Origin of the sequence: Streptosporangium sp. NBC_01755 (assembly GCF_035917995.1) — a bacterium.
In the GTDB taxonomy this organism is placed as follows: Bacteria; Actinomycetota; Actinomycetes; order Streptosporangiales; family Streptosporangiaceae; genus Streptosporangium.
The window spans coordinates 2,292,198-2,316,800 of record NZ_CP109131.1 but is presented as its reverse complement, the minus strand read 5'-3'; the positions used below and the strand labels follow the sequence as shown (position 1 = coordinate 2,316,800).

22 protein-coding genes are annotated in these 24,603 nt (G+C 70.0%); 12 read left to right on the top strand and 10 right to left on the bottom strand.

The features are described 5' to 3' along the window. The first annotated feature begins 16 nt into the window (after positions 1 to 16). On the top strand, positions 17 to 958 hold the full coding sequence (locus OG884_RS10530; protein WP_326644533.1) for an HpcH/HpaI aldolase/citrate lyase family protein: 942 nt from the start codon (positions 17 to 19) through the stop codon (positions 956 to 958). 396 nt (positions 959 to 1,354) lie between these two features. After that, positions 1,355 to 4,624, top strand: a complete 3,270-nt coding sequence (locus tag OG884_RS10525; protein WP_326644531.1) for a hypothetical protein — start codon at positions 1,355 to 1,357, stop codon at positions 4,622 to 4,624. Between the two features lie 17 nt (positions 4,625 to 4,641). Here the strand turns inward: OG884_RS10525 and OG884_RS10520 are convergent, their stop codons facing one another. Further along, complete coding sequence (locus OG884_RS10520; protein WP_326644529.1) at positions 4,642 to 5,040, bottom strand: NUDIX hydrolase; 399 nt, start codon at positions 5,038 to 5,040, stop codon at positions 4,642 to 4,644. A 23-nt stretch (positions 5,041 to 5,063) separates the two neighbouring features. Between OG884_RS10520 and OG884_RS10515 the strand changes: the two genes are divergently transcribed. From OG884_RS10515 to OG884_RS10505, 3 genes are all read left to right on the top strand, one after another. After that, complete coding sequence (locus OG884_RS10515) at positions 5,064 to 5,756, top strand: DUF6758 family protein (protein WP_326644527.1); 693 nt, start codon at positions 5,064 to 5,066, stop codon at positions 5,754 to 5,756. A gap of 76 nt (positions 5,757 to 5,832) precedes the next feature. Next, entirely contained in the window at positions 5,833 to 6,546 is a 714-nt protein-coding gene (locus tag OG884_RS10510; RefSeq protein WP_326644525.1) for an MBL fold metallo-hydrolase, read from the top strand. A 6-nt stretch (positions 6,547 to 6,552) separates the two neighbouring features. Further along, entirely contained in the window at positions 6,553 to 7,461 is a 909-nt protein-coding gene (locus tag OG884_RS10505; RefSeq protein ID WP_326644523.1) for a RecB family exonuclease, read from the top strand. An 88-nt stretch (positions 7,462 to 7,549) separates the two neighbouring features. Here OG884_RS10505 and OG884_RS10500 read toward each other — a convergent pair whose 3' ends face one another. The 3 genes from OG884_RS10500 to OG884_RS10490 form a co-directional block, all read right to left on the bottom strand. Continuing rightward, entirely contained in the window at positions 7,550 to 8,467 is a 918-nt protein-coding gene (locus tag OG884_RS10500; RefSeq protein ID WP_326644521.1) for an oxygenase MpaB family protein, read from the bottom strand. 162 nt (positions 8,468 to 8,629) lie between these two features. Then, the gene (locus OG884_RS10495; protein WP_326644520.1) at positions 8,630 to 9,502 is read right to left on the bottom strand and encodes an alpha/beta fold hydrolase; all 873 of its coding nucleotides are present in this window, start codon (positions 9,500 to 9,502) and stop codon (positions 8,630 to 8,632) included. Positions 9,503 to 9,603: 101 nt separating this feature from the next. Beyond that, complete coding sequence (locus OG884_RS10490; protein ID WP_326644518.1) at positions 9,604 to 11,439, bottom strand: DEAD/DEAH box helicase; 1,836 nt, start codon at positions 11,437 to 11,439, stop codon at positions 9,604 to 9,606. Between the two features lie 370 nt (positions 11,440 to 11,809). On the opposite strand from OG884_RS10490, the gene OG884_RS10485 reads away from it, so the two are divergent. Next, positions 11,810 to 12,448, top strand: a complete 639-nt coding sequence (locus OG884_RS10485; protein WP_326644516.1) for a ferritin-like fold-containing protein — start codon at positions 11,810 to 11,812, stop codon at positions 12,446 to 12,448. Between the two features lie 516 nt (positions 12,449 to 12,964). Here OG884_RS10485 and OG884_RS10480 read toward each other — a convergent pair. The 6 genes from OG884_RS10480 to OG884_RS10455 all read right to left on the bottom strand — a co-directional run bounded on the left by OG884_RS10480 (position 12,965) and on the right by OG884_RS10455 (position 17,317). Continuing rightward, positions 12,965 to 13,195, bottom strand: coding sequence for a DUF3107 domain-containing protein (locus tag OG884_RS10480; protein WP_326644514.1), 231 nt, complete (start codon positions 13,193 to 13,195; stop codon positions 12,965 to 12,967). A gap of 136 nt (positions 13,196 to 13,331) precedes the next feature. Beyond that, positions 13,332 to 13,961, bottom strand: a complete 630-nt coding sequence (locus OG884_RS10475) for a TetR/AcrR family transcriptional regulator (RefSeq protein ID WP_326644512.1) — start codon at positions 13,959 to 13,961, stop codon at positions 13,332 to 13,334. Between the two features lie 60 nt (positions 13,962 to 14,021). Next, complete coding sequence (locus OG884_RS10470; protein ID WP_326644510.1) at positions 14,022 to 14,324, bottom strand: hypothetical protein; 303 nt, start codon at positions 14,322 to 14,324, stop codon at positions 14,022 to 14,024. A 618-nt stretch (positions 14,325 to 14,942) separates the two neighbouring features. Then, a complete protein-coding gene (locus OG884_RS10465) occupies positions 14,943 to 15,314 on the bottom strand; it encodes a hypothetical protein (RefSeq protein ID WP_326644508.1) in 372 nt (123 codons plus the stop codon). A gap of 607 nt (positions 15,315 to 15,921) precedes the next feature. Beyond that, a complete protein-coding gene (locus tag OG884_RS10460) occupies positions 15,922 to 16,242 on the bottom strand; it encodes a hypothetical protein (RefSeq protein WP_326644506.1) in 321 nt (106 codons plus the stop codon). 757 nt (positions 16,243 to 16,999) lie between these two features. After that, positions 17,000 to 17,317 (bottom strand): hypothetical protein, encoded by a 318-nt coding sequence (locus OG884_RS10455; protein WP_326644504.1) that lies wholly within the window; start codon positions 17,315 to 17,317, stop codon positions 17,000 to 17,002. Between the two features lie 403 nt (positions 17,318 to 17,720). Here OG884_RS10455 and OG884_RS10450 point away from each other — a divergent pair, with 403 nt between their 5' ends. The 6 genes from OG884_RS10450 to OG884_RS10425 all read left to right on the top strand — a co-directional run bounded on the left by OG884_RS10450 (position 17,721) and on the right by OG884_RS10425 (position 24,599). After that, complete coding sequence (locus OG884_RS10450; RefSeq protein WP_326644502.1) at positions 17,721 to 18,632, top strand: alpha/beta fold hydrolase; 912 nt, start codon at positions 17,721 to 17,723, stop codon at positions 18,630 to 18,632. An 80-nt stretch (positions 18,633 to 18,712) separates the two neighbouring features. Then, a complete protein-coding gene (gene moeZ / locus OG884_RS10445) occupies positions 18,713 to 19,894 on the top strand; it encodes an adenylyltransferase/sulfurtransferase MoeZ (protein WP_326644500.1) in 1,182 nt (393 codons plus the stop codon). Positions 19,895 to 20,069: 175 nt separating this feature from the next. After that, positions 20,070 to 20,804, top strand: coding sequence for a hypothetical protein (locus tag OG884_RS10440; protein ID WP_326644498.1), 735 nt, complete (start codon positions 20,070 to 20,072; stop codon positions 20,802 to 20,804). Further along, positions 20,798 to 22,090, top strand: a complete 1,293-nt coding sequence (locus tag OG884_RS10435; RefSeq protein ID WP_326644496.1) for a S8 family serine peptidase — start codon at positions 20,798 to 20,800, stop codon at positions 22,088 to 22,090. Before OG884_RS10440 ends, OG884_RS10435 begins: the two co-directional genes overlap by 7 nt. A gap of 287 nt (positions 22,091 to 22,377) precedes the next feature. Beyond that, positions 22,378 to 23,175, top strand: a complete 798-nt coding sequence (locus tag OG884_RS10430; RefSeq protein WP_326644494.1) for a hypothetical protein — start codon at positions 22,378 to 22,380, stop codon at positions 23,173 to 23,175. Further along, on the top strand, positions 23,169 to 24,599 hold the full coding sequence (locus OG884_RS10425; RefSeq protein ID WP_326644493.1) for a S8 family peptidase: 1,431 nt from the start codon (positions 23,169 to 23,171) through the stop codon (positions 24,597 to 24,599). Before OG884_RS10430 ends, OG884_RS10425 begins: the two co-directional genes overlap by 7 nt. The last annotated feature ends 4 nt before the right edge of the window (positions 24,600 to 24,603 follow it).

Here is a 24,603-nt window from a genome sequence, read left to right as displayed (position 1 = left end):
GCGTTAACGTGTGCCCATGCGTTCTCGACGTTCGTGTCTCGCGGTGCCCGGCAGCAACCCCCGATTCCTGGAGAAGGCCCAGGGGCTCCCGGCCGACGAGATCTTCCTCGATCTGGAGGACTCCGTCGCGCCCCTCGTCAAGGAGGGGGCGCGGAAGAACGTCGTGGCGGCCCTGCGCGAGGGCGACTGGTCGGGCCGGACGAGGGCCGTCAGGGTCAACGATCTCGGCACCCAGTGGACCTACCGCGATGTCATCGAGGTCGTGGAGGGTGCCGGGGAGTTCGTCGACTGCCTGATACTGCCCAAGGTGGAGGACGAGGCCCAGGTGATGTGGCTCGACACGCTGCTCACCCAGATCGAGAAGGCGAACGGTCTTCCGGTCGGCAGGATCGGCATCGAGGCCCAGATCGAGAGCGCCAAGGGCCTGGTGAACGTGGACGCCATCGGAGGCGCGTCCCGGCGTCTTGAGACGCTCATCTTCGGCCCGGCCGACTTCATGGCCTCGATCAACATGCGGACCCTGGTGGTCGGTGAGCAGCCGCCCGGCTACACCGAGGGAGACGCCTACCACTACATCCTGATGCGCATCCTGATGGCAGCCCGGACGCACGACCTGCAGGCCATCGACGGCCCGTACCTGGCGATCAAGGACCTGGACGGCTTTCGCCGGGTGGCGGGGCGTGCCGCGGCACTGGGCCTCGACGGGAAGTGGGTGCTGCACCCGACCCAGATCGAGGCCGCGAACGAGGTGTTCTCGCCGACGCAGGAGGACTACGACCACGCCGAGCTGATCCTCGACGCGTACGACTACTACACGACCGTCGAGAGGCGCGGCGCGGTCATGCTCGGCGACGAGATGATCGACGAGGCGTCCAGAAAGATGGCACTGGTGGTGGTTGCGAAGGGCAGGGCCGCCGGTCTCGTGCGAACCACGGCCTTCACACCACCCACGGCCTGACACCGACGGTGTCGACGTGACGGTGTCGACGTGACGGTGTCGACACGAGGGTGGGCCGCGGTGGCAGGTAGAGGTGAGCCAGGGGCCATTGGCCTCGGGAGACCAGTGATTCAGGATTTTTGTGGACAAACTATGACGATTCAGGCGCCTAGCTGATAAATCTGACTAGAGAGGTCTCGTCATCACGGCCGGGACGTGTTGCTCTTGACTGTGTACGGCCGAGATCCGGTCGGTCGGCCGCAGGAGGTGATCGTTTCCGGAGAACGGGGTAGTAGTAGGGTCGCGTGCGATTTGCCGCATCCGTAGGGATTGCGGCCTACCGTTACGGAGACGACTGGAACGGTCCGGGGTGGTGACTCCGGGCTGAAACGGGCTTCCTGCGAGGAGGTGCTGAGCGTGGCCTCGGGCCCCCACGACCCGCGCTCGCGAGAGTGGCCGGCGGATGACGGCGGCGTTCACGACGACGCCATGCGTGAAGGCAGGTCCCAGGAGCCACACGCGTCCCCGCCGACGATCCAGCACTCCCCACCAGGCCCCTCCGGTGACGACGCGCTAGGGCTTCCCATGGCCTCCCCGTGGATGCTCCCGCCGTTCGCGGCCCCGACCCCGGACGACGGCGAACCGCCCCAGGCCCGCCCTGAAGGTCTCGGCGGCGAGCGTCGCCGTCCGTACGCCCAGCCCTACGCCCCCACCCCGTACCCCGGGCAGTCGTTCCCGTCAGAGCCCCCCACCGCCGATCACCCCCTCATGGGCTCACCGCCCGCCGAGGAACCCGCGGAGGAACGGGGTACGGGGTGGGGGCGTAGGGCCACACCGGAGCAGGGACGCCCGCGCCTGGTGGACCGTCCTGACCTGCTGGTCGCCTCGGGGCCGACGCCCGAGCGCAGGGGCAGGAGGAGGGCGGACCGGCCCGATCTCCTGGTCGCCTCGGGGCCGGCCCGCGAGCGGGGGGAGGACGGGCGGACAGAGTCCCCGCAGCCACCGCGGCCCGCGTCCGAGGACAGGATCAGGGTGCGGCCGAGCATTCCGGCGACGCCCGAACCGGCGCCCACTCCGGCGCCCACTCCGGCGCCCACTCCGGCGCCCACTCCGGAGCCCGGGTCGACGTCCGGGTCGACCCCCGAACAGGGGAGAGCACCCGGTTTCGAACCGGAGCCGGGACCCGAGCCCGAGGGGCTCGTCGCGCCCGTCGAGGACGCTTTCGAGCCCGTGCGCAGGGTGGGGCGCCCGCCCGGTGGCCGGCCCGCCCGGCCCGACCTGCTCGTCGCGGAGGGCCCGCCCGGCAGGCGGGGCCCGAACGGCGGGCGGCATCACCGCCCGGCCACCGCGCCCTCCGCGGTACGCCGTTCCAGCCCGACGCGGCGCAGGCGTGGCAGGGGCCTGGCGATCCCGTTCCTGATGGTCCTGGTCCTCACCGTCACGGTCGGCGGCGGCCTGGCCCTGTGGGGCTGGGTGAGCAGCCCGTTCGCCACCGGTCTCCGACTGGTCGGCGACGAGGCGGGCTCGGGCGACGACAATTTCGTGCCGCGGGCCGGTGTCGGCGGCAACGGCTCCAACCAGGTTCTCAACGCGGTGGCCTCGGTGGGCTCCGTCATGGTCGCGGTCGGCAGCGACACCACCAGCCCGGTACCCAGACCGTTGTTCCTGGTCTCTCCCGACGGCGGCACGACCTGGCAGCTGGGCAGGATGACCGGCCCCGCGGGGTACGAGACGGGACCGACCACGGTGGGCCGGGTGGCGGGCGGCGACGGTCGCTGGCTGGCGGCGGGCAACGACCCGCTCGGCTCGGGGCACGGGCTGTGGACCAGCTCCGACGGCTACAGCTGGACCGCGGCCGACCCCGGTGATCTGGGCGCCTTCGCGCGCGGGGACAAGATCATGGACCTGGCCAGGACCGACTCGGGTTTCGTCGCGGTCGGTGCGGCCGTGCTGGAAGACGGCACCACCGGGGCCGTCGCCTGGGTCTCTCCCGACGGGCGCGCCTGGAAACGGGTGGCGACCAGGGAGATCGGCATGCCGGACAAGGTGCGGGGTATCAAGGCGGTCGCCGCCAGGGGTGACACCGTGGTCGCGCTGGCGGACCCGGCCCAGGGGCAGTCCACCTCGGTCATCCTGCGCTCGGCCGACGGGGGCGGGAGCTGGCAGCGGACCGGTGCCGCGCTCAACGGAGTCATCCCCGAGCCGGGCGCGCTGGCCGTGGCCGCCGGGGGGTTCGTCCTCGTACCGACCCAGCAGCGCAGCGAAAAGGGCGAGGTCCGCGTCTACTGCTCGCCCGAGGGCACCGACTGGAAGGCCTGCGGGGCCATCACCGGCCTGGGGGCCGACGGTTCCGGCGTCAGGCGGCTGGCCTCCTCCTCGGCGGGGGTGGCCGCGGTCGTCGAGTCGGGCTTCGAGCGCTACACGGTCCACACCAGTCAGGACGGCCAGGACTGGAGCAAGACCACGGACCTCGGCGAGGTGCCGGGCTCGCTGCGGGCGCTCGCCCTGTCCGACACCGGCACGCTCGTCATCGGTGGCGACGAGCGCGCCGCCGACGTGGACAACAGGGTGGTTCTCATCACCGCGCCCAAGGGCGGGGAACCGAGGTCGGTCTCCCTGGGGAGTATCGAGGGCCTGGCCAGGGCCGCCCGCGAGACGGCCAGGGTGGCCGCAGGTGACGGCAGATTCGTCGCGGTGGGGGCCGTCTCGGGCGATGCCGGTATCTGGAGCAGCGCCGACGGCCAGAGCTGGAAGGTGGCCGGGCCGGAGCAGCTCCTCGGCGGCCCGAGGCGGCAGGCGCTCGCCGACGTCGCGCACGGCAGGCGGGGCTGGCTGGCCGCGGGCAGCACGATGACCGACGCCGCCTCCACCGAGCCGCTGCTGCTCACCTCTTCCGACGGCGAGAGCTGGCGCAGGGTTCCGGTGCTGGGTTCCCTCGCCCCGGCGGGCGACCACGACTTCCTCGCCCCGCACGCCGTGGCGGCGGGCCCTTCCGGTTACGTCATGGCGGGTGAGGACCAAGGTCCCGCCGCCACCGTGCCCGTCCTGTGGTTCTCAACCGACCTCAAGCGCTACTCCAGGGCGGCCAAGCTTCCCGCGGGCGGTACGGGCGTGCGGCTGCACGACGTCTCGGCGACCTCGTCCGGGTACGTGGCCGTCGGCGGCACCGGCACGGCCGAGCGCGAGACCGGGGTGGTCTGGGTGTCGGCCGACGGGGTCAACTGGAGCGCGCGCAAGCCGGTCCTGCCCCCGGGGGCGACATCGGCGGGGCTCCGGCACGTGGTCCTTTACGGCGGGGACATCGTCGTGGCGGGCACGGCCAGGACGGAGGACGGCCAGAAGGCCTTCGGCGCGGTGTCCGCGGACAACGGGACGAGTTGGGAGTTCTCCTGGCTCCCCACGGATGCCGCGTCCGCCGTACAGGATCTCGCCGCGACGCCGGAGGGCGTGGTGGCCGTGGGCTGGCACGGGGTTCCCGGAGAGGGCGACAGCGCGGCCTGGACCTCGGAGGACGGGCTGAACTGGCAGCTCCATACCCCCAGCCAGGGCAGGCTGGAAGGCGACGGAGCCCAGTGGCTCGGCGCGGTGGCGGTCCTGGGCGGCCAGGTCGTGGCTCTGGGCCGCTCCACCACCTACAGCGCGGACCACCTCACCCTGTGGCGCTCCAAGCTCACCTCGACACGGTGAGGTGGGTCCCGCGTCACTCACCTCGACGCGATGACCGCCCATTCGACCAGCGCGTCCAGCAGGCCGGGGGCGAGCGGGAGCCGCCGGAGCTCCGCGCGGGTGACCCAGCGGACGTCCGCGGCGTCGTCCCCGGCGGCGAGCGTGCCGCCGGAGACCTCGGCCAGGTAGTCGCGGATCTCGTAGACGGCACCACCGGGGCCGGGGCGGTCGACGGTTCCCGCCAGGCGCCCGGGGACGACGACCAGGCCGGTCTCCTCCAGCACCTCCCTGGTGACCGCCTCGGGGTCGGACTCGCCCGGCTCGACCCGGCCACCCGGGATGGACCACAGCCCCATACCGGGCGGGCGGCCGCGGCGGACCAGAAGCATCCGCCCCGCGCCGTCGAGAATGATCGCGCCGACACAATTTACGCGCACGTGAACAATATTACGGTGTGATAATGACCAGGCCTCTTGACGGATGGACTGTCGAAGAAGCAGCGTGGGTAGGCGTGAAAGCCGCCCCTACATGCCCACGCTGTTTCGGCCCGCTCCGTCCGCCGAGTGCTTGGTCAAGCTCCTGGAGATGCGGTCCCCACGGCGATGTCCTGCCGTTCCAGCCACCCATGCCTCCCTCCGCCGCCGCTGTGGAGGCCATCACCCGCACCTCCCGTGTCCCCGTCTGGGTCCCCTGGCCGCTGCCCACGGGATGGCTGGTCACCGGGTTCGCCCACGTGGGTGACGAGCGCAGCGGCGTACGGGCCACGGTGGTCGCGGTCTCCGGGCCCTCGCTGACCTACGGGCCCGCCGATCTGCTGCTCATCGCCGAGGAGCCCGGGGTCGGGCTCGGCGCGGCGTTCGCCGGGCTGAAGAGCACCGATCCGGGCAACGGGTTCGACAAGGGGCCACCGCACGCCAAGATCGACGTCAAGGGCCACCCGGCCGCCCTGTGGTGCGTCACCGCCGCCCCCGACCGAGCCGTCTACGCGGGTGAGGCGCTGGGAAACTGGCTCTGGGCGGTCGTGTGGCCCGCCGAGGCCGGTTACCTGATAACCCTGGCCGAGCTGTCCCTGCGCGATCTGCGCGACCAGGACCAGACCCTCGACCTGCCCTTCGGGGCGTTTTCCCCGCGCCTGGAGGCCCCGGCCCCCTGACCGCCCGCTCGGTATGCGAACCCTTGACCGTTCCGTCCGAACCGGAGGGCGGGGCGAGGCAGTAAAGTTCAGAAGCGTGACAGCGCGTATCGAGCGAGTGGTGACCGAGGGCGTCGTCGATGTCGACGGCGTCGAGCACAAGGTCGAGAACAACACGTGGATCCTGGGCGACGACGAGGATGTCATCGTCATCGACCCCGCGCGCGACGCGGAGGCGATCCTGGAGAAGGTCGGCGAGCGGGAGGTGCTGGCGATCATCTGCACCCACGGTCTGCCCGACCACGTGGGTGCGGCCATCGAGGTCGCGGCCAGAGATGAGGCGGTGATCGCCTTGCACCCCAAGGACAGGCCGCTGTGGCGGCTGACCTGGGCCGACACCTGGCCGGACATCGACATGGAGGACGAGGGCCTGTTCGAGGTCGGCGGCGTTCATCTGGAGGTCATGTCCACCCCGGGCGTCTCCCACGGTGGCGTCTCGCTCTACTGCGAGGCCCTCGCGACGGTCTTCACCGGCAAGACCCTCCAGGCCGACGGCCCCGGCAAGATCGGCGGTGAGTATCCCGCCCTGGCCGACCAGCTGACCGCCATCGGCGGACGGCTGTTCACCCTGCCCCACGGCACCCGGGTGCTGCCGGCGCACGGTGAGGAGACGACGATCGGCGATCTGGAGCCTCAGTTCGACGCCTGGCTCTCCGGCTCGCTGACCCGCGGGGTGGAGGCCCAGGAGGAGGGGCCACTGACCGATGGCACGCGCGCGGCGGGAATCCGGCTGAATCTCCGGGACGAATAGCCCTTGATGGACCAGCTTCCCCTGGAGGGCATGCCGCGGCGGCTGTACGCCTGCACGCCGTCGCGGCTGAACAACTGGCTGGACTGCCCCCGGCGCTACCGGTTCACCTACATGGACAGGCCCGCGCCGCAGAAGGGCCCGCCGTGGGCGCACAACAGCGTGGGCGCCAGCGTGCACAACGCCCTGGCCGCCTGGTGGCGCGAGCCGTACGAGCGGCGCACGCCCGAGGTCGCCGTCACCCTGCTCACCAGGGGGTGGATCGGCGAGGGCTTCCGTGACGCGGAACAGTCGGCCACCTGGCGTGACCGGGCCGGGGAGATGGTCCGCGGATACGTGGCGAGCCTCGACCCCGCCGCGGAGCCGGTCGGCGTCGAGCGTACCGTCGCCACGCGCACCTCGGTCGTCGCCCTCTCCGGCCGGGTGGACCGGCTCGACCGGCGGGGCGAGGAGCTGGTCGTGGTCGACTACAAGACCGGCCGGCGCCCGCTGACCGCCGACGACGCCCGTTCCTCGCTCGCCCTGGCGGTCTACGCCATCGCCTCCTCGAAGATGTTGCACCGACCCTGCCACCGGGTCGAGCTCCACCATCTGCCGACCGCCTCCATCGTGGAGTGGGAGCACACCGACGAGTCGCTGGCCCGGCACCTTGGCCGCGCCGAGGAGATCGCCGTCGAGGCGTCCGAGGCCGACGAGCGTTACCGGGCGTGGTCGGCCACCCACCCCAGCAGGACGGGCTCGGCCGCGAGGAGGACCAGGGGGGCCGAGCGGACTCCGCCCCCGGTGCCCCCCGAGATCGACGCATCCTTCCCGCCCCGTACGGGTCCCCTGTGCTCGTGGTGCGACTTTCGCCGCCACTGCCCGGAGGGCCAGGCCGCGGGCGGCGACCGCGAGCCGTGGGACGCCCTCGCCGACTGACCACGTGGCGCGTCGTCAGTTCGGCGCCGGCTCGGTCGTCGCGGCCCACCTCGCCGACGCCCTCGCCGGCTGACCGCGTGGCGCGATGTCAGGCGGTGCGGGGCAGCCGGTCCGGCCAGCGGCGCGGGTCGGTCAGCCCCTTGAGCCCCCTGGTCATGTCGTAGCCCGCCGAGGCGAGCCGCTCGCGGGAGGCTCTGAGCATCTCGCGGGTGCCGGGCGTGAACGCCCGGTCGTGGACGTGCTCGGGAAGCGAGTTCATGGCCAGCCGGAACGCCTTCAGCGCCGCCGTCACCGTGCCGGGCGGCACCTCGGGCAGTACGCCGTACATCCGTCTGGCCCAGTCGGGCAGCGAGTAGTAGCAGAGCGCGCCGAAGGCGAAGTAGGCGGGTTCGCCGGGGGCGAGGGCACGCAGCCCGGCGGGCAGCCGCGGCCACAGCAGGAAGCGCACAGTGGACGCGGCCTCGGGGGTGACCCTCAGCGCCGGGCGGACCGAGGCGAGGTAGCCCTCCAGCTCCGCCAGGGAGCCGGGCACGTCCTCGGCGTGCAGGCCGACGTAGGTGGCGCTGCGGCGCTGCTCGGCCAGGTAGCGGTCGGCCTGGCGGTCGCTGAGCCCCAGGCCCGCCCGCCGTGCCACGGCCAGGTAGGAGGAGACCTCCGCGCAGTGCACCCAGAGCAGCAGTTCCGGGTCGTCCACCCGGTGGGTACGGCCGGTGTCGGGATCGTCGATACGGAGCCGCCGGTGGATTCCCCGGACGCGGCGGCCGATCTCGTCGGCCTCCGCGGGACTGCCGAAGGTGACCCTGCCCACGAAGTCCGCCGTGCGGCGGAGCCTCCCGAACGGGTCCTGCTGGAAGTCGGAGTTCTGCCAGACCCCGCGCATCGCGAGGGGGTGCAGGGCCTGGAGCATGAGGCCGCGGACCCCGCCGACCCACATGGAGCGGTCGATGTGCACCAGCCACGTCGCGGTGTGCGGAGGCTGGACGACGATGTCTTCGATACTCGCCATGGTAAGTAAATCATTACATGGCATTCGACGACTCGTCCAACAGGGGTCCCCTGGTGGAAGATCCCAGGTGACATGAGGGCAGGGGTCCTCCAGTGGAAGACCCCAGGTGACATGCGGGCAGGGGGTCTCCCCGAAGGAAAACCCCAGACGACATGCGGGAGATCAGCTTCTCAGCCGGTTTTCCGCGGCGTTCCAGAAGCGGACGAGTGCGGCGGCCGTGGTCTCCGGGGCCTCCACCGCGGGGGAGTGGGCCGCGCCGGGGACCACCACGCAGTCGGCGTCCAGCCGGTGGGCCATCTCCGACTGCATACGCGGTGGCCAGCCGTCGTCGTGCTCGCCGTACAGGACCAGGGTGGCGACATCGACCTGTGTGAGCTCGTCGCATCGGTCAGGCGCGGAGAGCACCTCCTCGGTCATCGTGGCCATACCGGTGGGCGAGTTGGCGAACAGCCGCTTGCGCAGGAAGGCGATGATCTCGTCGGACACCCCGGCGGACAGGGCCTCGGGCTCCATCCGGGTGTGCCACAGGTGTTCCAGACCGAGGTCGGGCAGCTCCGAGAGCATGATGCGGCCCGCGTGCTCGCGGGGCCCGACGATCGCGCCGGGCCCGGAGCTCATGAGCGTGTAGGACGCGAACCGGGTACGGCCGTCGATGACCGCCTCCCGGGTGACCAGGCCGCCGAAGGAGTGGCCGACCAGGTGGATCGGGCCTTCGTGGCCGAGCAGCTGGGCCAGAACGTCGACGTCGTTGCCGAGCGCGGCACAGGTGTAGAGGCTCCTGTCGTCAGGGCCGCTCGACTCGTACTGGCCTCTCATGTCGATCGCGACGACCTGGCGGCCCGACTGGGCGAGCGTCTGCAGCACCGCGATGAAGTCTTCCTTGCTCCCCGTCAGACCGGGGACCAGCAGGGCCGGCCAGCGCTCGGGAATGCCGCTGACGGGCAGGGCCTCCAGGGCGGCGAAGCTGCCCACCGCCGTCTCGATCTGGCGAGAGCGAACGCCAGGAGGCAGGGTCAGAAAACGCGGCGTACTCACGTGGCCCCACGATACCTCTCTTGGTGACATCGCTCCGTGCGTCCGGGAGCGCGAAAAGGGGCGCCACCGGTATGGTCGCGCCCCCTTCAATGCTGGTACTGCTAGTTCGGGCGACGATTTCCTCGCTGCGGGCCGCGCACCGGCGGGCGCCGGCGGCTCTGCACGCGCTCAGAGGCCGCCGAGGGGGCGATCTCGTCGTCGTCCGACGCCAGGTCCGGAGACTTGAAGATCACCGCGAACGGGCTCGGCGGAATGATCTTCTCGGGCTGCGGCAGGGGCGTGTAGATCTCCGCCGGAGGTTCGTCGTCCCAGCGCTCGGCCATGGTGTCGTCCTCCTCGGCCGTGAACTCCGCCACTGGCTCCTCGCCCCAGGAGGGGGCCTCGGCCACCTGCTCGCGCCTGGCACGGCGCTGCCTGCGGACCGGCTCGTCCGTCGCGGAATCGGTGTGAGCCGGAGACTCGGACTTCCCGACGAGGCTCACCTCGGGGTTCAGCCCGGCCCTGCGGGTCCGGCCCCGGCGGGGCGCGGCCTCGGCGGCGTGCTGGTCGTCATGGATGTCCTTGCGGGGTGCCACGTCCGTCTCCACCTCGGCGATCTCGACGACAGGGGGCTCAGCGGGCTGGATTCCCTCGGCCGTGGCCGGCGCGGGGGTCTCCTCGCCGGTACGGCCGCCGCGAGTACGGCGGCGCTCACGGGATGTGCGCGCCGGGCGCTCGCGACGCTCCTCACGATCGTCCTCGCGCCCCTTGCGGGGGGAGCGGGAGCGGATTCGCCCGGTCTCGCCGAGATCCTCGACCTCCTCGGCGGCCAGGCCGGCCCGGGACCGGTTGGCGCGCGGCAGCACGCCCTTGGTGCCCTCGGGGATGCCCAGGTCGCTGAAGACGTGCGGGGAGGTCGAGTAGGTCTCGACCGGCTCGGGGAAGGCGAGCGAGAGCGCGTTGTTGATGACCTTCCAGCGAGTGAGGTCCTCCCACTCGACGAAGGTCACCGCGACGCCCGTCTTGCCGGCCCGGCCGGTGCGGCCGATCCGGTGGACGTACGCCTTCTCGTCCTGCGGGCAGTCGTAGTTGACGACGTGGGTGACGTCGTCGACGTCGATGCCGCGCGCCGCGACGTCCGTCGCGACCAGCACGTCGATCTTGCCGTTGCGGAAGGCGCGCAGGGCCTGCTCTCGCTGGCCCTGGCCGAGGTCGCCGTGGACGGCCGCGGCGGCGAAGCCGCGCTCCTTGAGCTGCTCGACGACCATGTCGCAGGCGCGCTTGGTCTCGCAGAAGATCATCGTGAGCCCGCGGCCCTCGCACTGCAGCAGGCGGCCGACGATCTCGATCTTGTCCATCCGGTGCGTGCGCCAGACGAACTGGGTCGTCTGCGGGGTCGCCTCGGCCTCGGCGTCGTTGTTCTCGGCCCGCACGTGGGTGGGGCGGGTGAGGTAACGCCTGGACAGGGCGACGATCTCGCCCGGCAGGGTCGCGGAGAACAGCATCGTCTGCCGCTCCGCGGGGATGAGCTTGATGATGCGCTCGATGTCGGGCAGGAAGCCCAGGTCGAGCATCCGGTCGGCCTCGTCGAGGACGAGTGTCCCGATCTGGCTGAGGTCGAGGTGCTTCTGCTTGACCAGGTCGAGCAGGCGGCCCGGGGTGCCGACGATGACGTCGACGCCCTGCTTGAGCGCCTCGATCTGAGGTTCGTAGGCGCGCCCGCCGTACACGGTGAGAATCCGCGAACCGAGCTTTCCGGCCGCCGTCACGAGGTCCTCGGTGACCTGGACGGCGAGCTCACGGGTCGGTACGACGACCAGCCCGCGGGGCTTCTTGCGGTTCTTCCTCGGCTTGCCGACACGTTGCAGCATCGCCACGCCGAAGGCGTAGGTCTTGCCGGTGCCGGTGCGCGCCTGGCCGATGATGTCCTGGCCGGCTAGGGCCAGGGGGAGTGCCATTTCCTGGATCGGGAACGGCGTGATGATGCCCTCGGTCTCAAGGGCATCGGCGATCTCTGGGGTGACTCCGAGGTCTCGGAACGTCGTCAGCTTGGCCTGCCTAAATCTCCGTTGAAGGCAGGCCCGCCGGGACCACGGGCAGAAAACGTGTTCCCCGTGCCGAGTCCTCGCGGAAGGTCCAGCCCTCGTCATGTCATCAGCGACCGCTGCGGCGTCACGCCGACTTTTGGGGGCGTCCGGGAGTGGATATCCCGGATTAACACGGTGCGGTCGCACTTTCACAGAGCAGTGTACTCGATACCACAACGGAGAACCGATTTCTTTGTATTCCCGGTGAATCGAGAGGTCGGTCAGCTCGTAGGCTGCGTCCATGAGTGATTCCCCTCCCGGTGTCTGTGACCTGCTCGGTGTTCTCGCCTACGCCGAGCTGACGGCGTTCCTCAGGCTCGCCGAGGACGCCACCCGGTATGCCCCCTCGCTGACCGATCGGGCGGCCCTCGGTGGCCTCGCGGCGGTCGAGTACGCGCATTTCGAACTGCTCCGCGACCGGCTCGCCGCCCTCGGGACCGATCCTGAGGAGGCGATGGCGCCCTTCGTCGGGCCGCTGGACGACTGGCACGCCCAGACCGCTCCCGGAGACTGGCTGGAGGCTCTGGTGAAGGCGTACGTGGGTACGGGGATCGCGCTCGACTTCTACCGCGAGGCGGCCATCGGCATGGACGACGAGACGCGGGACCTCGTCGAGGAGGTCCTCGCGGACGAGGAAAGGTCCCGGTTCGCCGTGGAGAGGGTCGGCGCGGCGCTGCAGGAGGACCCCACGCAGGCGGGGAGACTGGCACTGTGGGCCAGGCGGCTGGTCGGGGAGGCGCTGAGCCAGGGACAGCATGTGGCCGCGGCCAGGCCGGAACTCGCGACGCTGCTGGCGGAGGCGGCCGGGGAGGACATCGGCCGGATGTTCGCCCGGCTGACCGAGAAACACGGCAACCGGATGATCGCTCTGGGGCTGTGAGCCGCTGCCCCCCGCGCCCCTGGCATGGGGGCCGGGATGGTCGTTCGGGGGATGTTCCCGGCTCCCGGAGCGGCCCTGGGCCTGTTCGCCGGGGGGCGGAGCAGGAGAACCGGTCCGCGGATCGAGGCGCGTGGGACGCCGAACAGCGGTAGCGTGCGAGACATGAGGGCCTCGCGCCGCTATGGCAGTTCCTTGACGAGATGTGGGCCGAACCGCTGGACATCGCGTCCCGTGCTACGCAGAGGAGGCGCGGGGTGTCCGGCCGTCGGCCGGGGCCGGGAGCATCTTCGCCGGGTCAGACGTCCGCGCTGCTGCGGGTTCGGCGAGCGGGACGAGTGCCCGGGCACATGGGGGAACGAGCGTTTCTGAGCCCGGCGAGACGGGTGCCGGGGGTCCGGGGCGCCCCACATCGGATTCTCCGCAAGAGATGATCACTCGACGCCCGTGCTCGCGCCGGATCCGCGGACCGCGCCATGCCGGCGGGGGACGACGATCCGGCGCGAGCCTCGGAATCCGTTAGAGCGTGCCGCCGAAGCCGACGGGACGCGCCGCCTCCTCGCCGATCTCGATGAAGCCGAGTGACGCGACCGGGACGATGATCTTCCGGCCGTTGACGTCGGTGAGGGTGAAGACACCGCTGCCGGATGTGAGGGCGGCACCGATCTCGCTCTCGACCTGGTCGGCCGTGAGGTCGGTCTCCACTACGAGTTCACGGTGCACGGAACGTACGCCGATCTTGATTTCCATCGTGCTCCCTTTCGATGAGGGTTGCTCGTCCCATGGTCGCCCCATCGAAGGTCCGACGCGCCGGTTGATCGCGCCAAGCGAACAGATGTCCTGGGGCCGGCGGGGCCGGCGGGGCCGGCGGGGCCGCGGGACGTTCTCAGTGGTCGGCGACGGTGCGGGGGAAACCGGAGATGCCGCGCCACGACAGGCGCGCGATGAGCTGGGTGGCCGCGTCCTTGGGAATGGAGCCGTTGCTACTGATCCAGTAACGTGCGCTGACCTCGGCCATGCCGACCAGCCCGACGCCCAGCAGGCGTGCCTCGTCGCTGGAGCAGCCGGTGTCCTCCTGGATGACCTGGCTGATCATCTCGGCGCTCTCACGGAGGTTGCGCTCCATGCGCTGGCGGACCGGGGCGGCGTTACGCAGATCCGACTCGAACACCAGCCGGAAGGCCTCGCCCTGGCTGGAGACGAAGTCGAAGAACGCGCCGATGGCGGCCTGGACACGCTGCTTGTTGTCCGTGGTGGAGGCGAGGGCGTCGCGGCAGCGAGTGATCAGGTCGTCCACATGCAGGTCGAGCAGGGCCAGATAGAGCTCCTGCTTGCCTGGGAAGTGCTGGTAGAGGACCGGCTTGCTGACCCCGGCACGCTCGGCGATCTCGTCCATCGCGGCCGCGTGGTAGCCGTTCTCCACGAAGACCTCCTGCGCCGCGCTGAGCAGCTGGCGGCGGCGGGCTGTCCGGGGCAGCCGGGTGCCCCGGGGCTTGGCATCCGGGGTAGCGGTCACGTGGTCTCCTTGGGTGAAACTCCTGGTGTCTGGGGCCATCCTACGCGCGGGTAACAGGGGTCAGCGATAATCGTCCTCATCGAGCTCGATCGTGCGTCGCTGCTCGAAGATGTCGGCGGGATTCGCCTCCATGGGGACGGTATCGGGCCACTCCTGATCCTCCTCGCGCGCGGTCCGGTCCTGCTCGGCGGCGTCCGCGGGGTCGACCTCCGCCTCCGCGGAGAGGTCGGGGGACAAGACGGAGCCGCCCTCGCGCGCCGACTGACGCTGCTCGGCGGCGTCGGCCTCGGGCGTCTCGATCGGGATCTCCTCGGACGGGTCGTCGACCGTTTTCCCGTGCTTGCCGGCGCCGTGCACGTTCATGTCTGACATCCCCTGTCGTCATCCGGGCTTCGGCACGTTTCCTGTCCTGGCCCGGTTCCTGCAAACGTCGGACATCGCCCAGCGTACGACCTCGGATGCCGCGCGCTGAGAAAGGCACGGCATCGGATTGCCCATGGCGGTACCTGCCGCATTGGCGATGCTTTACATCTGTCCGGCGATTTTTAGAACATGTATGCGATAGTTGGCCGGAGGTGTCGGGCCCGGTGGGTCGCGTCGGCATTGAGGTGACCGGGGGCGGGCGCCGCTCGACCGACATTCGAGGGAGAGGGTTGGCGGAGGGGCGGGGGATTTGGCAGAGGGGCGGGGGATGTCGCAGCGGGGCCCGCGGTTTGAAAACCGCGGGCCCCGCCGGTAATTCCTGAGAAATGAGAACTCGCACTGTATATGAGAGCCAGGAGCTTAGGCACTTCTCCTCAAGCTCCGGTATTTGCCGTCCGACCGCTTTTTCTCGGTGAGAAGCCGTGATCGTGGCGAATGCGGGATCCTGTCTCTCCGTCACGGTTTCGGAGCCACTGGAAATCGCGGATCCGGCCGTATGTGGTTTCGGCCTCTGGTCGTGCCGCGCCCCGCCCGGGGCGCGCGGCCCTGGTCAGGAGACTAGGAGACCGGGGGGGCGGCAAGGTCGTTGTTGCCACCGTTGCCGCCACCGTTGCCGCCACCGTTGCCGTCGCGGCCGTCGCGGCGGCGCTCCTCGCGGAGGGGCTCGAAGCGGTCCTGGCGGTTGTCGTTCCTCAGGTGGTTGCGGTTGTTGTTGTGGTTGTTGATGATCAGCCTGAACCGCCGGTGGCTGTGACGGCGGTGGCAGCCGCCACCGCAGCCGCCGCCCCAGGTCGGGAAGGCGACGGAGGTGACCGTGGTGGTCATCGCGCTGGCGCTGGTGACGGTGGTCGCTGCGCCCATGCCGACGACTCCGCCGGTCAGCGCCGTGCTGATCGCGAGCCCTACGAGGACACCCTTGAACTTGGGCATTGCGTTTCCCCCTTGAAAGGATCGGTTGCCCCGATTTTCTGCATTTCCTGGGTTGGTAGGAAATTGCCGGAGATAGCCGGTGATGAGCCATCCCTGGTTGTCATAGTTTCCTGGCATCTCTGCTGATAAACGGAGATCGAAGGCTTTTGCTCTCTCCTTAGATATTTATCATCGATGTTGAACTCTTATTGATTGATTTCAAATGAAATGTTCTTAATGTCGCATTTGTGCTTTGTGGGGGAGGGGTGTCGAGGTGAGGGGTGTTGGGGAGGGGGTGGGGAAGGTGATGTGCCGGGGGCCGGGTGCATGGGCGAGGGCCTCGCGGTTCGAAAACCGCGAGGCCCCGCTGTAATTCCTGAGAAATGAGAACTCGCACTGTGTTGGGAGTCAGGGTCTTGGGGATTTCTCCTCAAGTTCCCGTTTCCGCTGTTCGATCGCTTTTTCTCGGTGAGAAGTGGTGATCGTGGCGAATATGGGGTCCTGTCGCTCCGTTACGGTTCCGAAGCCGCTCGACATCGCGGATTCGGCCGTGGGTGGCCTCGTGTTCCGACCGTGCCGCGCCCCGGTCGGGGGTGCGACCTCGGTCCGGTGACCGGGAGGCCTGCTATTACCTGCCGTCGCGCTCGGCGAGAACGGGCACGAGGCGGTCGTTGCGGTTGAAGTTGTCCAGGTGGTTGTCGTTGTTGTTGCGGTTGTTGATGATCAGCCTGAAGCGGTGGCGGCTGTAACGGTGGTGCGAGCTGCGGCAGCAGCAGCCGCAGCCACGCCTGCAGCTGCCGCCGCCGCAGGTCGGGAAGGCGGCGCCGGTGATCGTGGTGGTCGTCGCGCTGGCGCTGGTGACGGTGGTCGCTGCGCCCATGCCGACGACTCCGCCGGTCAGCGCCGTGCTGATCGCGAGCCCTGCGAGGACACCCTTGAACTTGGGCATTGCGTTTCCCCCTTGAAAGGATCGGTTGCCCCGATTTTCGGCATTTACCGGATTGGTCGGAAAAGCCGGAGATGATCGGTGATGAGTCATCCCTGGTTGTCATGGTTTCCTGGTATCTCTTCCGACAAACAGAGATCGAAGGCTTTTGCCCTCTTCTTATCTCCTTATGGTTGATGTCGAACTCTTATTAGTTGTTTTAAAGTGAGATGTTCTTAATGTCGTATTTGTGCTTTGTGTGGGGGGAGGGCGCCGGGGCGTTGTCGAGGGGAGGGGCGGAGTGCGGTGGGGGGAATCCTCGCCGGCTTTCTGGGGGTCCTGCCGGGGTCGTCTCCGAGGTGTCCTGCTGTCGAATCCGGTGAGCGTGGGTGGATGCCGTGGGGGCCGTTCTCGTGCGTCGGTGTCGAGGTGAGGGGTGTTGGGGAGGGGGTGGGGAAGGTGATGTGCCGGGGGGCCGGGTGCATGGGCGAGGGCCTCGCGGTTCGAAAACCGCGAGGCCCCGCTGTAATTCCTGAGAAATGAGAACTCGCACTGTGTTGGGAGTCAGGGTCTTGGGGATTTCTCCTCAAGTTCCCGTTTCCGCTGTTCGATCGCTTTTTCTCGGTGAGAAGTGGTGATCGTGGCGAATATGGGGTCCTGTCGCTCCGTTACGGTTCCGAAGCCGCTCGACATCGCGGATTCGGCCGTGGGTGGCCTCATGTTCTGGCCGTGCCGCGCCCCGGTCGGGGGTGCGACCTCGGTCCGGTGACCGGGAGGCCTGCTACTCCCTGCCGTCGCGCTCGGCGAGAACGGGCACGAGGCGGTCGTTGCGGTTGAAGTTGTCCAGGCGGTTGTTGTTGTTGTTGTGGTTGTTGATGATCAGCCTGAAGCGGTGGTGGCTACGACGGTGGTGGTGCGAGCGGCTGCAACCGCAGCCGCGACCGCAGCCGCCGCCCCAGGTCGGGAAGGCGGCGCCGGTGATCGTGGTGGTCGTCGCGCTGGCGCTGGTGACGGTGGTCGCCGCGCCCATGCCGACGACTCCGCCGGTCAGCGCCGTGCTGATCGCGAGCCCTGCGAGGACACCCTTGAACTTGGGCATTGCGTTTCCCCCTTGAAAGGATCGGTTGCCCCGATTTTCGGCATTTACCGAATCGATCGAGAATTACCGGAGATGGCCAGTGGTGAGCCATCCCTGGTTGTCATGATTTCCTCGCATGTCTGCCGATAAACAGAGATCAAAGCCTTTTGCCCTCTCCTTATCTATTTGTGGCCGATCTTGGATACTTAGCGGCTGCTTTCGGGTTAAATGTCTTTAATGTCGCATTTGTTCTTTGAAGTACAGGGCATTGAAGGAGGCATCTAGCTAATGGTGATAAAGCGTGTAATAAAAAGACATCTGGCGAAAATAGGCTTATGTGCCTTTTGTGGTACCCGGGGGCCGTCGTCCGGCGTGTCGCGAGGCGAACTATCGTGGAAGGGCGGAGGGGCGACAGGAGGTACGAGTGGTGCACAAACCGATCCCCAGCTGGCAGGGCGAGATGATCGACCTCGGCGATCAGCGAATCCATGTGCGGTCGACGCCGCCAGGCCCCGCGGAGACCGCCGTCTATGTGCACGGCCTCGCGGGCTCCGCGACCAACTGGACAGATCTGATGGGTGAGTTGTCCGACGTGGTGACCGGCCACGCCGTCGACCTGCCAGGGGCCGGATACTCGCCCGAGCCGCCCGGCGGCGACTACTCCGTCGACGCCTACGTCCGGACCGTCACCGCCCTGATAGAGCAGGTCTCACGAGCCCCCGTACACCTGTTCGGCAACTCCCTGGGCGGAGCCGTCTCCGTGCGGGTCGCCGCCACCCGCCCCGACCTGGTCCGCTCGCTCACCCTGATCTCACCGGCCCTGCCCGATCTGCTGCCCAGGTACGGTCCCGCGCGGGTGGCGCTGTCCACCGTGCCCAGGCTCGGCGAGTGGGCGGCGAGCCGGCTGAGCCTCCTGCCCGCCGAGCGCAGACTCGGTGCCACGCTCGCCATGTGTTACGCCGATGTGGGGAGGATTCACCCGGAGCGGCTCAAGGAGGCGATCGAGGAGCTGCGCCGCAGGGACGGTCTCCCGTACGCGGGGGCGGCACTGATCAACTCGGCGCGCGGCATCGTCGCCGAGTACTTCCGGCGCGGCGAGACGAACCTGTGGCGGCAGGCGGCCCAGGTGACCGCGCCCACACTGGTCGTGCACGGCCGCCACGACCGGCTCGTCAACCCTCGGATGGCGGCCCGGGCCGGCCGGACGTTCCCGCAGGTGAGGCTGGTGCTGCTGCCCGACGCCGGGCATGTGGCCCAGATGGAGTTCCCCGGCAGGGTGGCCCGCGAGGCCAGGATCCTGATAGGTGAGACGGTCCTCACTCCGGTTGGGGAATGACCAGGGCACCAGGTTAGGTTGTGAGTGGAGCGTGCTGCGCTAGCCGTATCGTCAAGACCCCCTGAAACGGGAGCAGAACTGTGTCGTTGCCACCGCTGGTAGAGCCGGCAGCCGAGTTGACCGTCGACGAGGTGCGCCGTTACTCGCGTCACCTGATCATCCCGGACGTGGGCATGGCCGGGCAGAAGCGCCTGAAGAACGCGAAGGTGCTCTGTGTGGGCGCGGGCGGCCTGGGTTCCCCGGGGCTGCTCTACCTCGCCGCCGCGGGAGTGGGCACGCTCGGCATCATCGACTTCGACGTGGTCGACGAGTCCAACCTGCAGCGGCAGGTCATCCACGGCCAGTCCGACATCGGCCGTCCCAAGGCGGAGAGCGCCGCGGACAGCGTCAGGGAGATCAACCCCCTGGTCAACGTGATCGTCCACAACGAGGCGCTCACCACCGACAACGTGATGGAGATCTTCGCCGGCTACGACCTGATCGTGGACGGCACGGACAACTTCGCCACCCGCTACATGGTCAACGACGCGGCGGTCCTCCTCGGCAAGCCGTATGTCTGGGGCTCCATCTACCGCTTCGACGGTCAGGCCAGCGTCTTCTGGGCCGAGCACGGCCCCTGCTACCGCTGCCTCTACCCCGAGCCCCCGCCGCCCGGCATGGTCCCCTCGTGCGCCGAGGGCGGCGTGCTCGGCGTGCTGTGCGCGTCGATCGGCTCCATCCAGGTCAACGAGGCCATCAAGCTCCTCGCGGGCATCGGTGAGCCGCTGGTCGGCCGTCTGATGATCTACGACGCCCTGGAGATGAACTACCGCTCGGTCAAGGTCCGCAAGGACCCCGAGTGCGTGCTCTGCGGCAAGAATCCGACGGTCACCCAGCTCCTGGAGGACTACGAGGCGTTCTGCGGCGCGGTCTCCGAGGAGGCCCAGGAGGCCGTCTCCGGCTCCACGATCACCGCGGCCGATCTCAAGTCCATGCAGGACGCGGACGAGAACATCTACGTGATCGACGTTCGCGAGCCGAACGAGTACGAGATCGTGTCCATCCCCGGTGCCGTGCTCATCCCCAAGGGCGAGTTCCTCAACGGGTCCGCGCTGGAGAGGCTCCCGCAGGACAAGAAGATCGTCCTGCACTGCAAGTCCGGTGCCCGTTCCGCCGAGGTTCTGGCGGTCGTCAAGAGCGCCGGCTTCTACGACGCCGTCCACGTGGGCGGTGGCGTGCTCAGCTGGATCAAGACCGTCGACCCGAGCCTGCCGACCTACTGACCGACCCGGCGGGGTTTTCACGGCACGCGCCCCGTGGAGCACGCGCTCCACGGGGCGCTCGCTGTTCCCCTGCCGTTCGGGCGGCACTCGCGCCGCCGCCACATGTGCTTTCCATGCCGACGGATATGGACGGAACGGCGGATGCCACCCGCCTCACCGCATTAAGGTCGAGAGCGTGAACGAAGTCCCACGTCAGCGACGGCATTCATGGCCGACGCTGGTCGTGGCATCGGCGCTGACGCTGTTCTGCGCGGTCGTGGCCGGGGTGGCGACCAGCGCCGCCGGGGCGGAGCTCACCCGGGGGCCGACCCAGGCGGAGCTCGATCGGGCAGCCCTCGACGAGGTGGCCCGGCGCTGGCAGGCGTGGCCCGCCGGACGGGTCTTCCCCAAGACGGTCCGTTACGCCGCGGAGCAGGGGGGCGAGGAAAAAGCGCAGAGGGTGGGCATCTCGCCGGAGACCCGCTGTGACGACGCGGTCGACGCCAAGCTGCGCAAGGCGCTGCGGCAGGCCGGCTGCCTGGGCATCCTGCGCGCCACCTACATCGACGCGCTCCAGGGGGTCGTCGTCACCATCGGGGTCGCGGCCTTCGCCGACGAGATCGGCGCCACCAGGGCCAAGGCGGCGCTGCCCAGAGGGGGCCGGCCCCTGCCGGGTCTGAGGGCGCTGGCCTTCCCCGGCACCGTCGCGGACCGGTTCGTCTCCGCCGGGCGCCAGGCCGGCCTCGTCCGGCAGGCGGGCACGTACGTGGTGATGGCCACGGTCGGCCAGACAGACGGCCGGCCCGCCAGTGCGGTCGGCGAGCAGCGGCCCACCCTGTTCGCGTTCACCGGCGACATCGCCGACCGGATCCTTGCCGGCCTGTCCAGGCCCGCTCGCCCCGACTGTGCCTCCGCGGAGTGGCGATGCTGACCATGCCGAGGCGTCTTTCCGCCGCCTGCGGGGCGCTCGCGGCGACAACGCTGGTGGGACTGGCGGGGTTGGCGGGACTGACGGGGCTGACGGCACTGGCCCCGGCCGCGCGGGCCGACGACGTCAGAGACAGCCAGCGGGATGTGCTGCGGACCCTCGGCCTGCCCGCCGCCTGGCGGGTCTCGGAAGGGGAGGGCGTGACCGTGGCCGTGCTCGACTCAGGGGTGGACGGCGACCATCGCGACCTGGCCGGATCGGTGATCGAGGGCAAGGACTTCACCGCCGGGGCCAACCCGCGAGGTGTGCAACCCCTCCGGCTGCACGGAACGTACATGGCGTCGCTGATCGCCGGGCACGGTCACGGGCCGGGCGGGGCAGACGGGGTGATCGGCGTCGCGCCCCGCGCGAAGGTGCTGTCGGTGCGGGTCATCCTGGAGGACGAGGAGCCCGGTTTCCGAGAGTTCAACACCGCCGAGCGCTACGAGAACGTGGTGGCCAGGGGCATCCGGTACGCGGTGGACCACGGTGCCGACGTGATCAACATGTCGATCTCCAAGGAGCTGGCGACCAAGGAGGAGCGGTCGGCGATCCGCTATGCGATCTCCAAGGGGGTCGTGCTCGTCGCGGCGGCGGGCAACGCCGGTGCCGAGGAGCCCGACGCCGGCGGCAACGCCCCCTACTCCTACCCGGCGGCCTTCCCGGGGGTGGTCTCGGTCGCCGCGACGGACCAGGGGCTGCGCCGGGCCTCGTTCTCCAACCGGAACCCCTCGGTCCTGGTGGCCGCGCCGGGGGTGGACATCCTCGGGGCAGGCCCCGGTGACGAGTACTGGGTCGGTCGCGGCACCTCGCAGGCGACCGCCCTGGTATCGGGCGTCGCCGCCCTCATTAAGGCGAAATATCCAGAAATATCGCCCGTGCTGGTTGTCCAGGCGATCACTGCGGGAGCCACCCGGCGGCCCAACGGCGGCTACGACACCGGTATGGGCTTCGGCGTCGTCAACGCCACCCGGGCACTCGCCGCGGCCGCCAGGATCTCCCGGCACACCCTCACCGCCGAGGGGGCCGGCGGACACGACCCCGCCCGTCCGCTGGGCCTGGCGGTCGAGCCGGTGCGGGTCGTCCACCGTGACCGGCACAGGATCAACCTGTACGGCGGGGTGGCCGTGGTCGCGGGTCTCGGCGCGGTCGCCTGCCTGGTCACGATCGCCGTGTCCGTCGGCCGCCCACGCTCACCGGTGACCTACGAGGAACCCGTGCCCGACCCGGTCGCCGCGCCCTGGCCGTGAGCACCGGGGGCGGCCCCGGTAGCGGTCGGGGCCCGGAGTCGGGCTTGGAGCCGGAGCCGGGCTTGGTGCCGCGAAAATACACGCCGCTGATGAGGCGGAGAGGGCATGCGACGTAGCATCGGAGTATGTCGCAGTCAGGGCGGTCCCGGGAGCCGGAGCGGCGTCCGGGAACCCCGGCCTCCCGCGCTCGCGGCGGCTGGCCACCATCCGGCTCCCGGGTGAGCGGTGCCGGGGGCGGCGGGACCAGGCGGACGCCCGCGTCGGGCGCCACGCCCAGGCGATACCGTGTGCGCGCCTGGCCGGCGGCGGGCCGCGACCGCGCGATGGTCCAGCGTGCCGAACTGGCGACCCTGGAACAGGGCATCCGCTTCCGTACGATCTTTCTGATCCTGGTGGGCACGATCCTCGCCATCTCCGCCACCAACGTGCTGACCGGCACGGTCGGGCTGCTGCGCGAGACGAGTTCGCGCCCGCTCACCGCCGCCGAGCAGGCCCGCTACATCTCCGACGACATCGCCAGACGCTGGTACACCTGGACCGCGGACCTGGTCTTCCCCATCGAGTTGCAGTACATCGGCCTCGGGAGGGTCCAGCAGTACGCCCGCAGGGTCGGCCTCGCCCCCGAGGTGGCCTGCGCGGCCGGTACCGACGCGCAGGTGGGGTCGGTGCTCACCCGGTACGGCTGCCGCACGCTGCTGCGGGCCACCTACGTCGACCAGACGTCCACGTTCGTCTTCACCGTGGGCATCGCCGTGCTCGACGACGAGGAGCGGCGGCTCGCCGCCTCCGCGCAACTGGCCGTGGACGACAGGGTGGGGGTGCGTCCCGTGGCCTTCCCCGGCACGGCGACCGAGCTGTTCGGGGCGGCCCAGCGCCAGCGTAACGCCTGGGGCGGCGTCGGCCCCTACATCGTCTTCTCCACCGCCGGCTACGCCGACGGCCGCACCCGCCAGGCGGTCGCCCCCGAGGAGATCCTGCACAGCGAGCTGTGGCCCGCGGCCCAGGCGGTCGCCGGGCGCATCGCCAGGGCCCTCGGTGACGAGCCGAGCGCCGTGCCCCAGTGCACTCAGGGGAACGTGTGCTGAGGCTACGGCTGTGGGCGGCAGGAGCGCTGTTCGCGACCTCGATGGCGGCCCCGCTGCCGGTCTCCGCTGCCGTGTCCGCCGCTGCCGTGTCCGCCACCGCCGTGCCCGTCGCCGTGTCTGCCGCCGTGCCCGTCGCCGTGTCCGCCACCGCCGTGCCCGTCGCCGTGTCTGCCGCCGTGCCCGTCGCCGTGTCCGCCACCGCCGTGCCCGCCGCTCCCGTACTGGCCGCGCCGCCGGAGGGCACCGCCGACGTGCGCGAGGACCAGCGCTGGGTGCTGGAGATGCTGCGCGCGCAGGAGGCATGGAAGGTCACCAGGGGCTCGGGCGTCACCGTGGCCCTGGTCGACAGCGGTGTGGACGACCAGGTGGCCGAGTTGCGCGGGCGGGTGATCTCCGGACCCGACATGGGATCTGTCAAGTTCGACCGGAACTCCCCGGACGCCGGACGGCACGGCACCGCCATGGCCTCGCTCATCGCCGGGGCGGGCAACGGCGAGGAAGGCCTTCTCGGGATCGCACCCGAGGCCAGGATCCTCTCGCTGCCGCTGATCGTCGAAGAGCGGCCCGAGGACGGTTCCGCGCTGTCCCAGGAGGATCTGCGCTCGCGCGGCGACAGCCCGCTGGCCCGTGCGATCCGCTACGCCGCCGACAACGGGGCCAAGGTCATCAGCATGTCGCTGGGTGCCTACGGGCCGCACAGGAGCGAGCGGGAGGCGGTCTCCTACGCGCTGTCCAGGGGCGTGGTGCTCGTCGCCGCCGTGGGCAACGACGGAGACTCCCAGTACGCCATGGACAACTCCACCTCCTTCTGGAACTTCCCCGCCGGATACTCCGGGGTCATCGGCGTGGGCGCGGTGGACAGGCTGGGCAGGCCGGCGAGGTTCAGCAGTGACAATCTGTCGGTCCTGGTTTCGGCGCCCGGTGTCGGGGTGCCGGTGGTCGTCCCCGGCGGAAAGTACGGATCCTCTGAGGGGACCAGTTCGGCGACCGCGCTGGTGGCCGGAGTCGCCGCACTAATAAAAGCGAAATATCCGAATATGGCGCCGCAGATGGTGGCGCAGGCTCTGGTCTCCACAGCTGTAGCCGGTCCCGACGCCGGCTACGACGACCACGTCGGCTACGACGACCACGTCGGGTTCGGCGTCGTCGACGCCGCCGCGGCGCTCGCCAGAGCGGATCGGCTCGTGGCGGGTGCGGTGGAGATCCCGGTCCCGGAGGGCAAGCACTTCGGCGTCGGCATCCCGCACGTGGAGTCCGGTAGACCGGGCCCCGATCCCCTGAAACTCTGGCTGTACGGAGTGGGCCTTGTCGGCGGCCTGCTGGCGTTCGTGGCGGCCGTGGTGATGCTCGGCCGGCAGCCGGACAGGAGCGGACCGGTAGCGGCCGATGCCGAAACGACCAGGCGTGGGAGATCCCGGAGATAAGCGC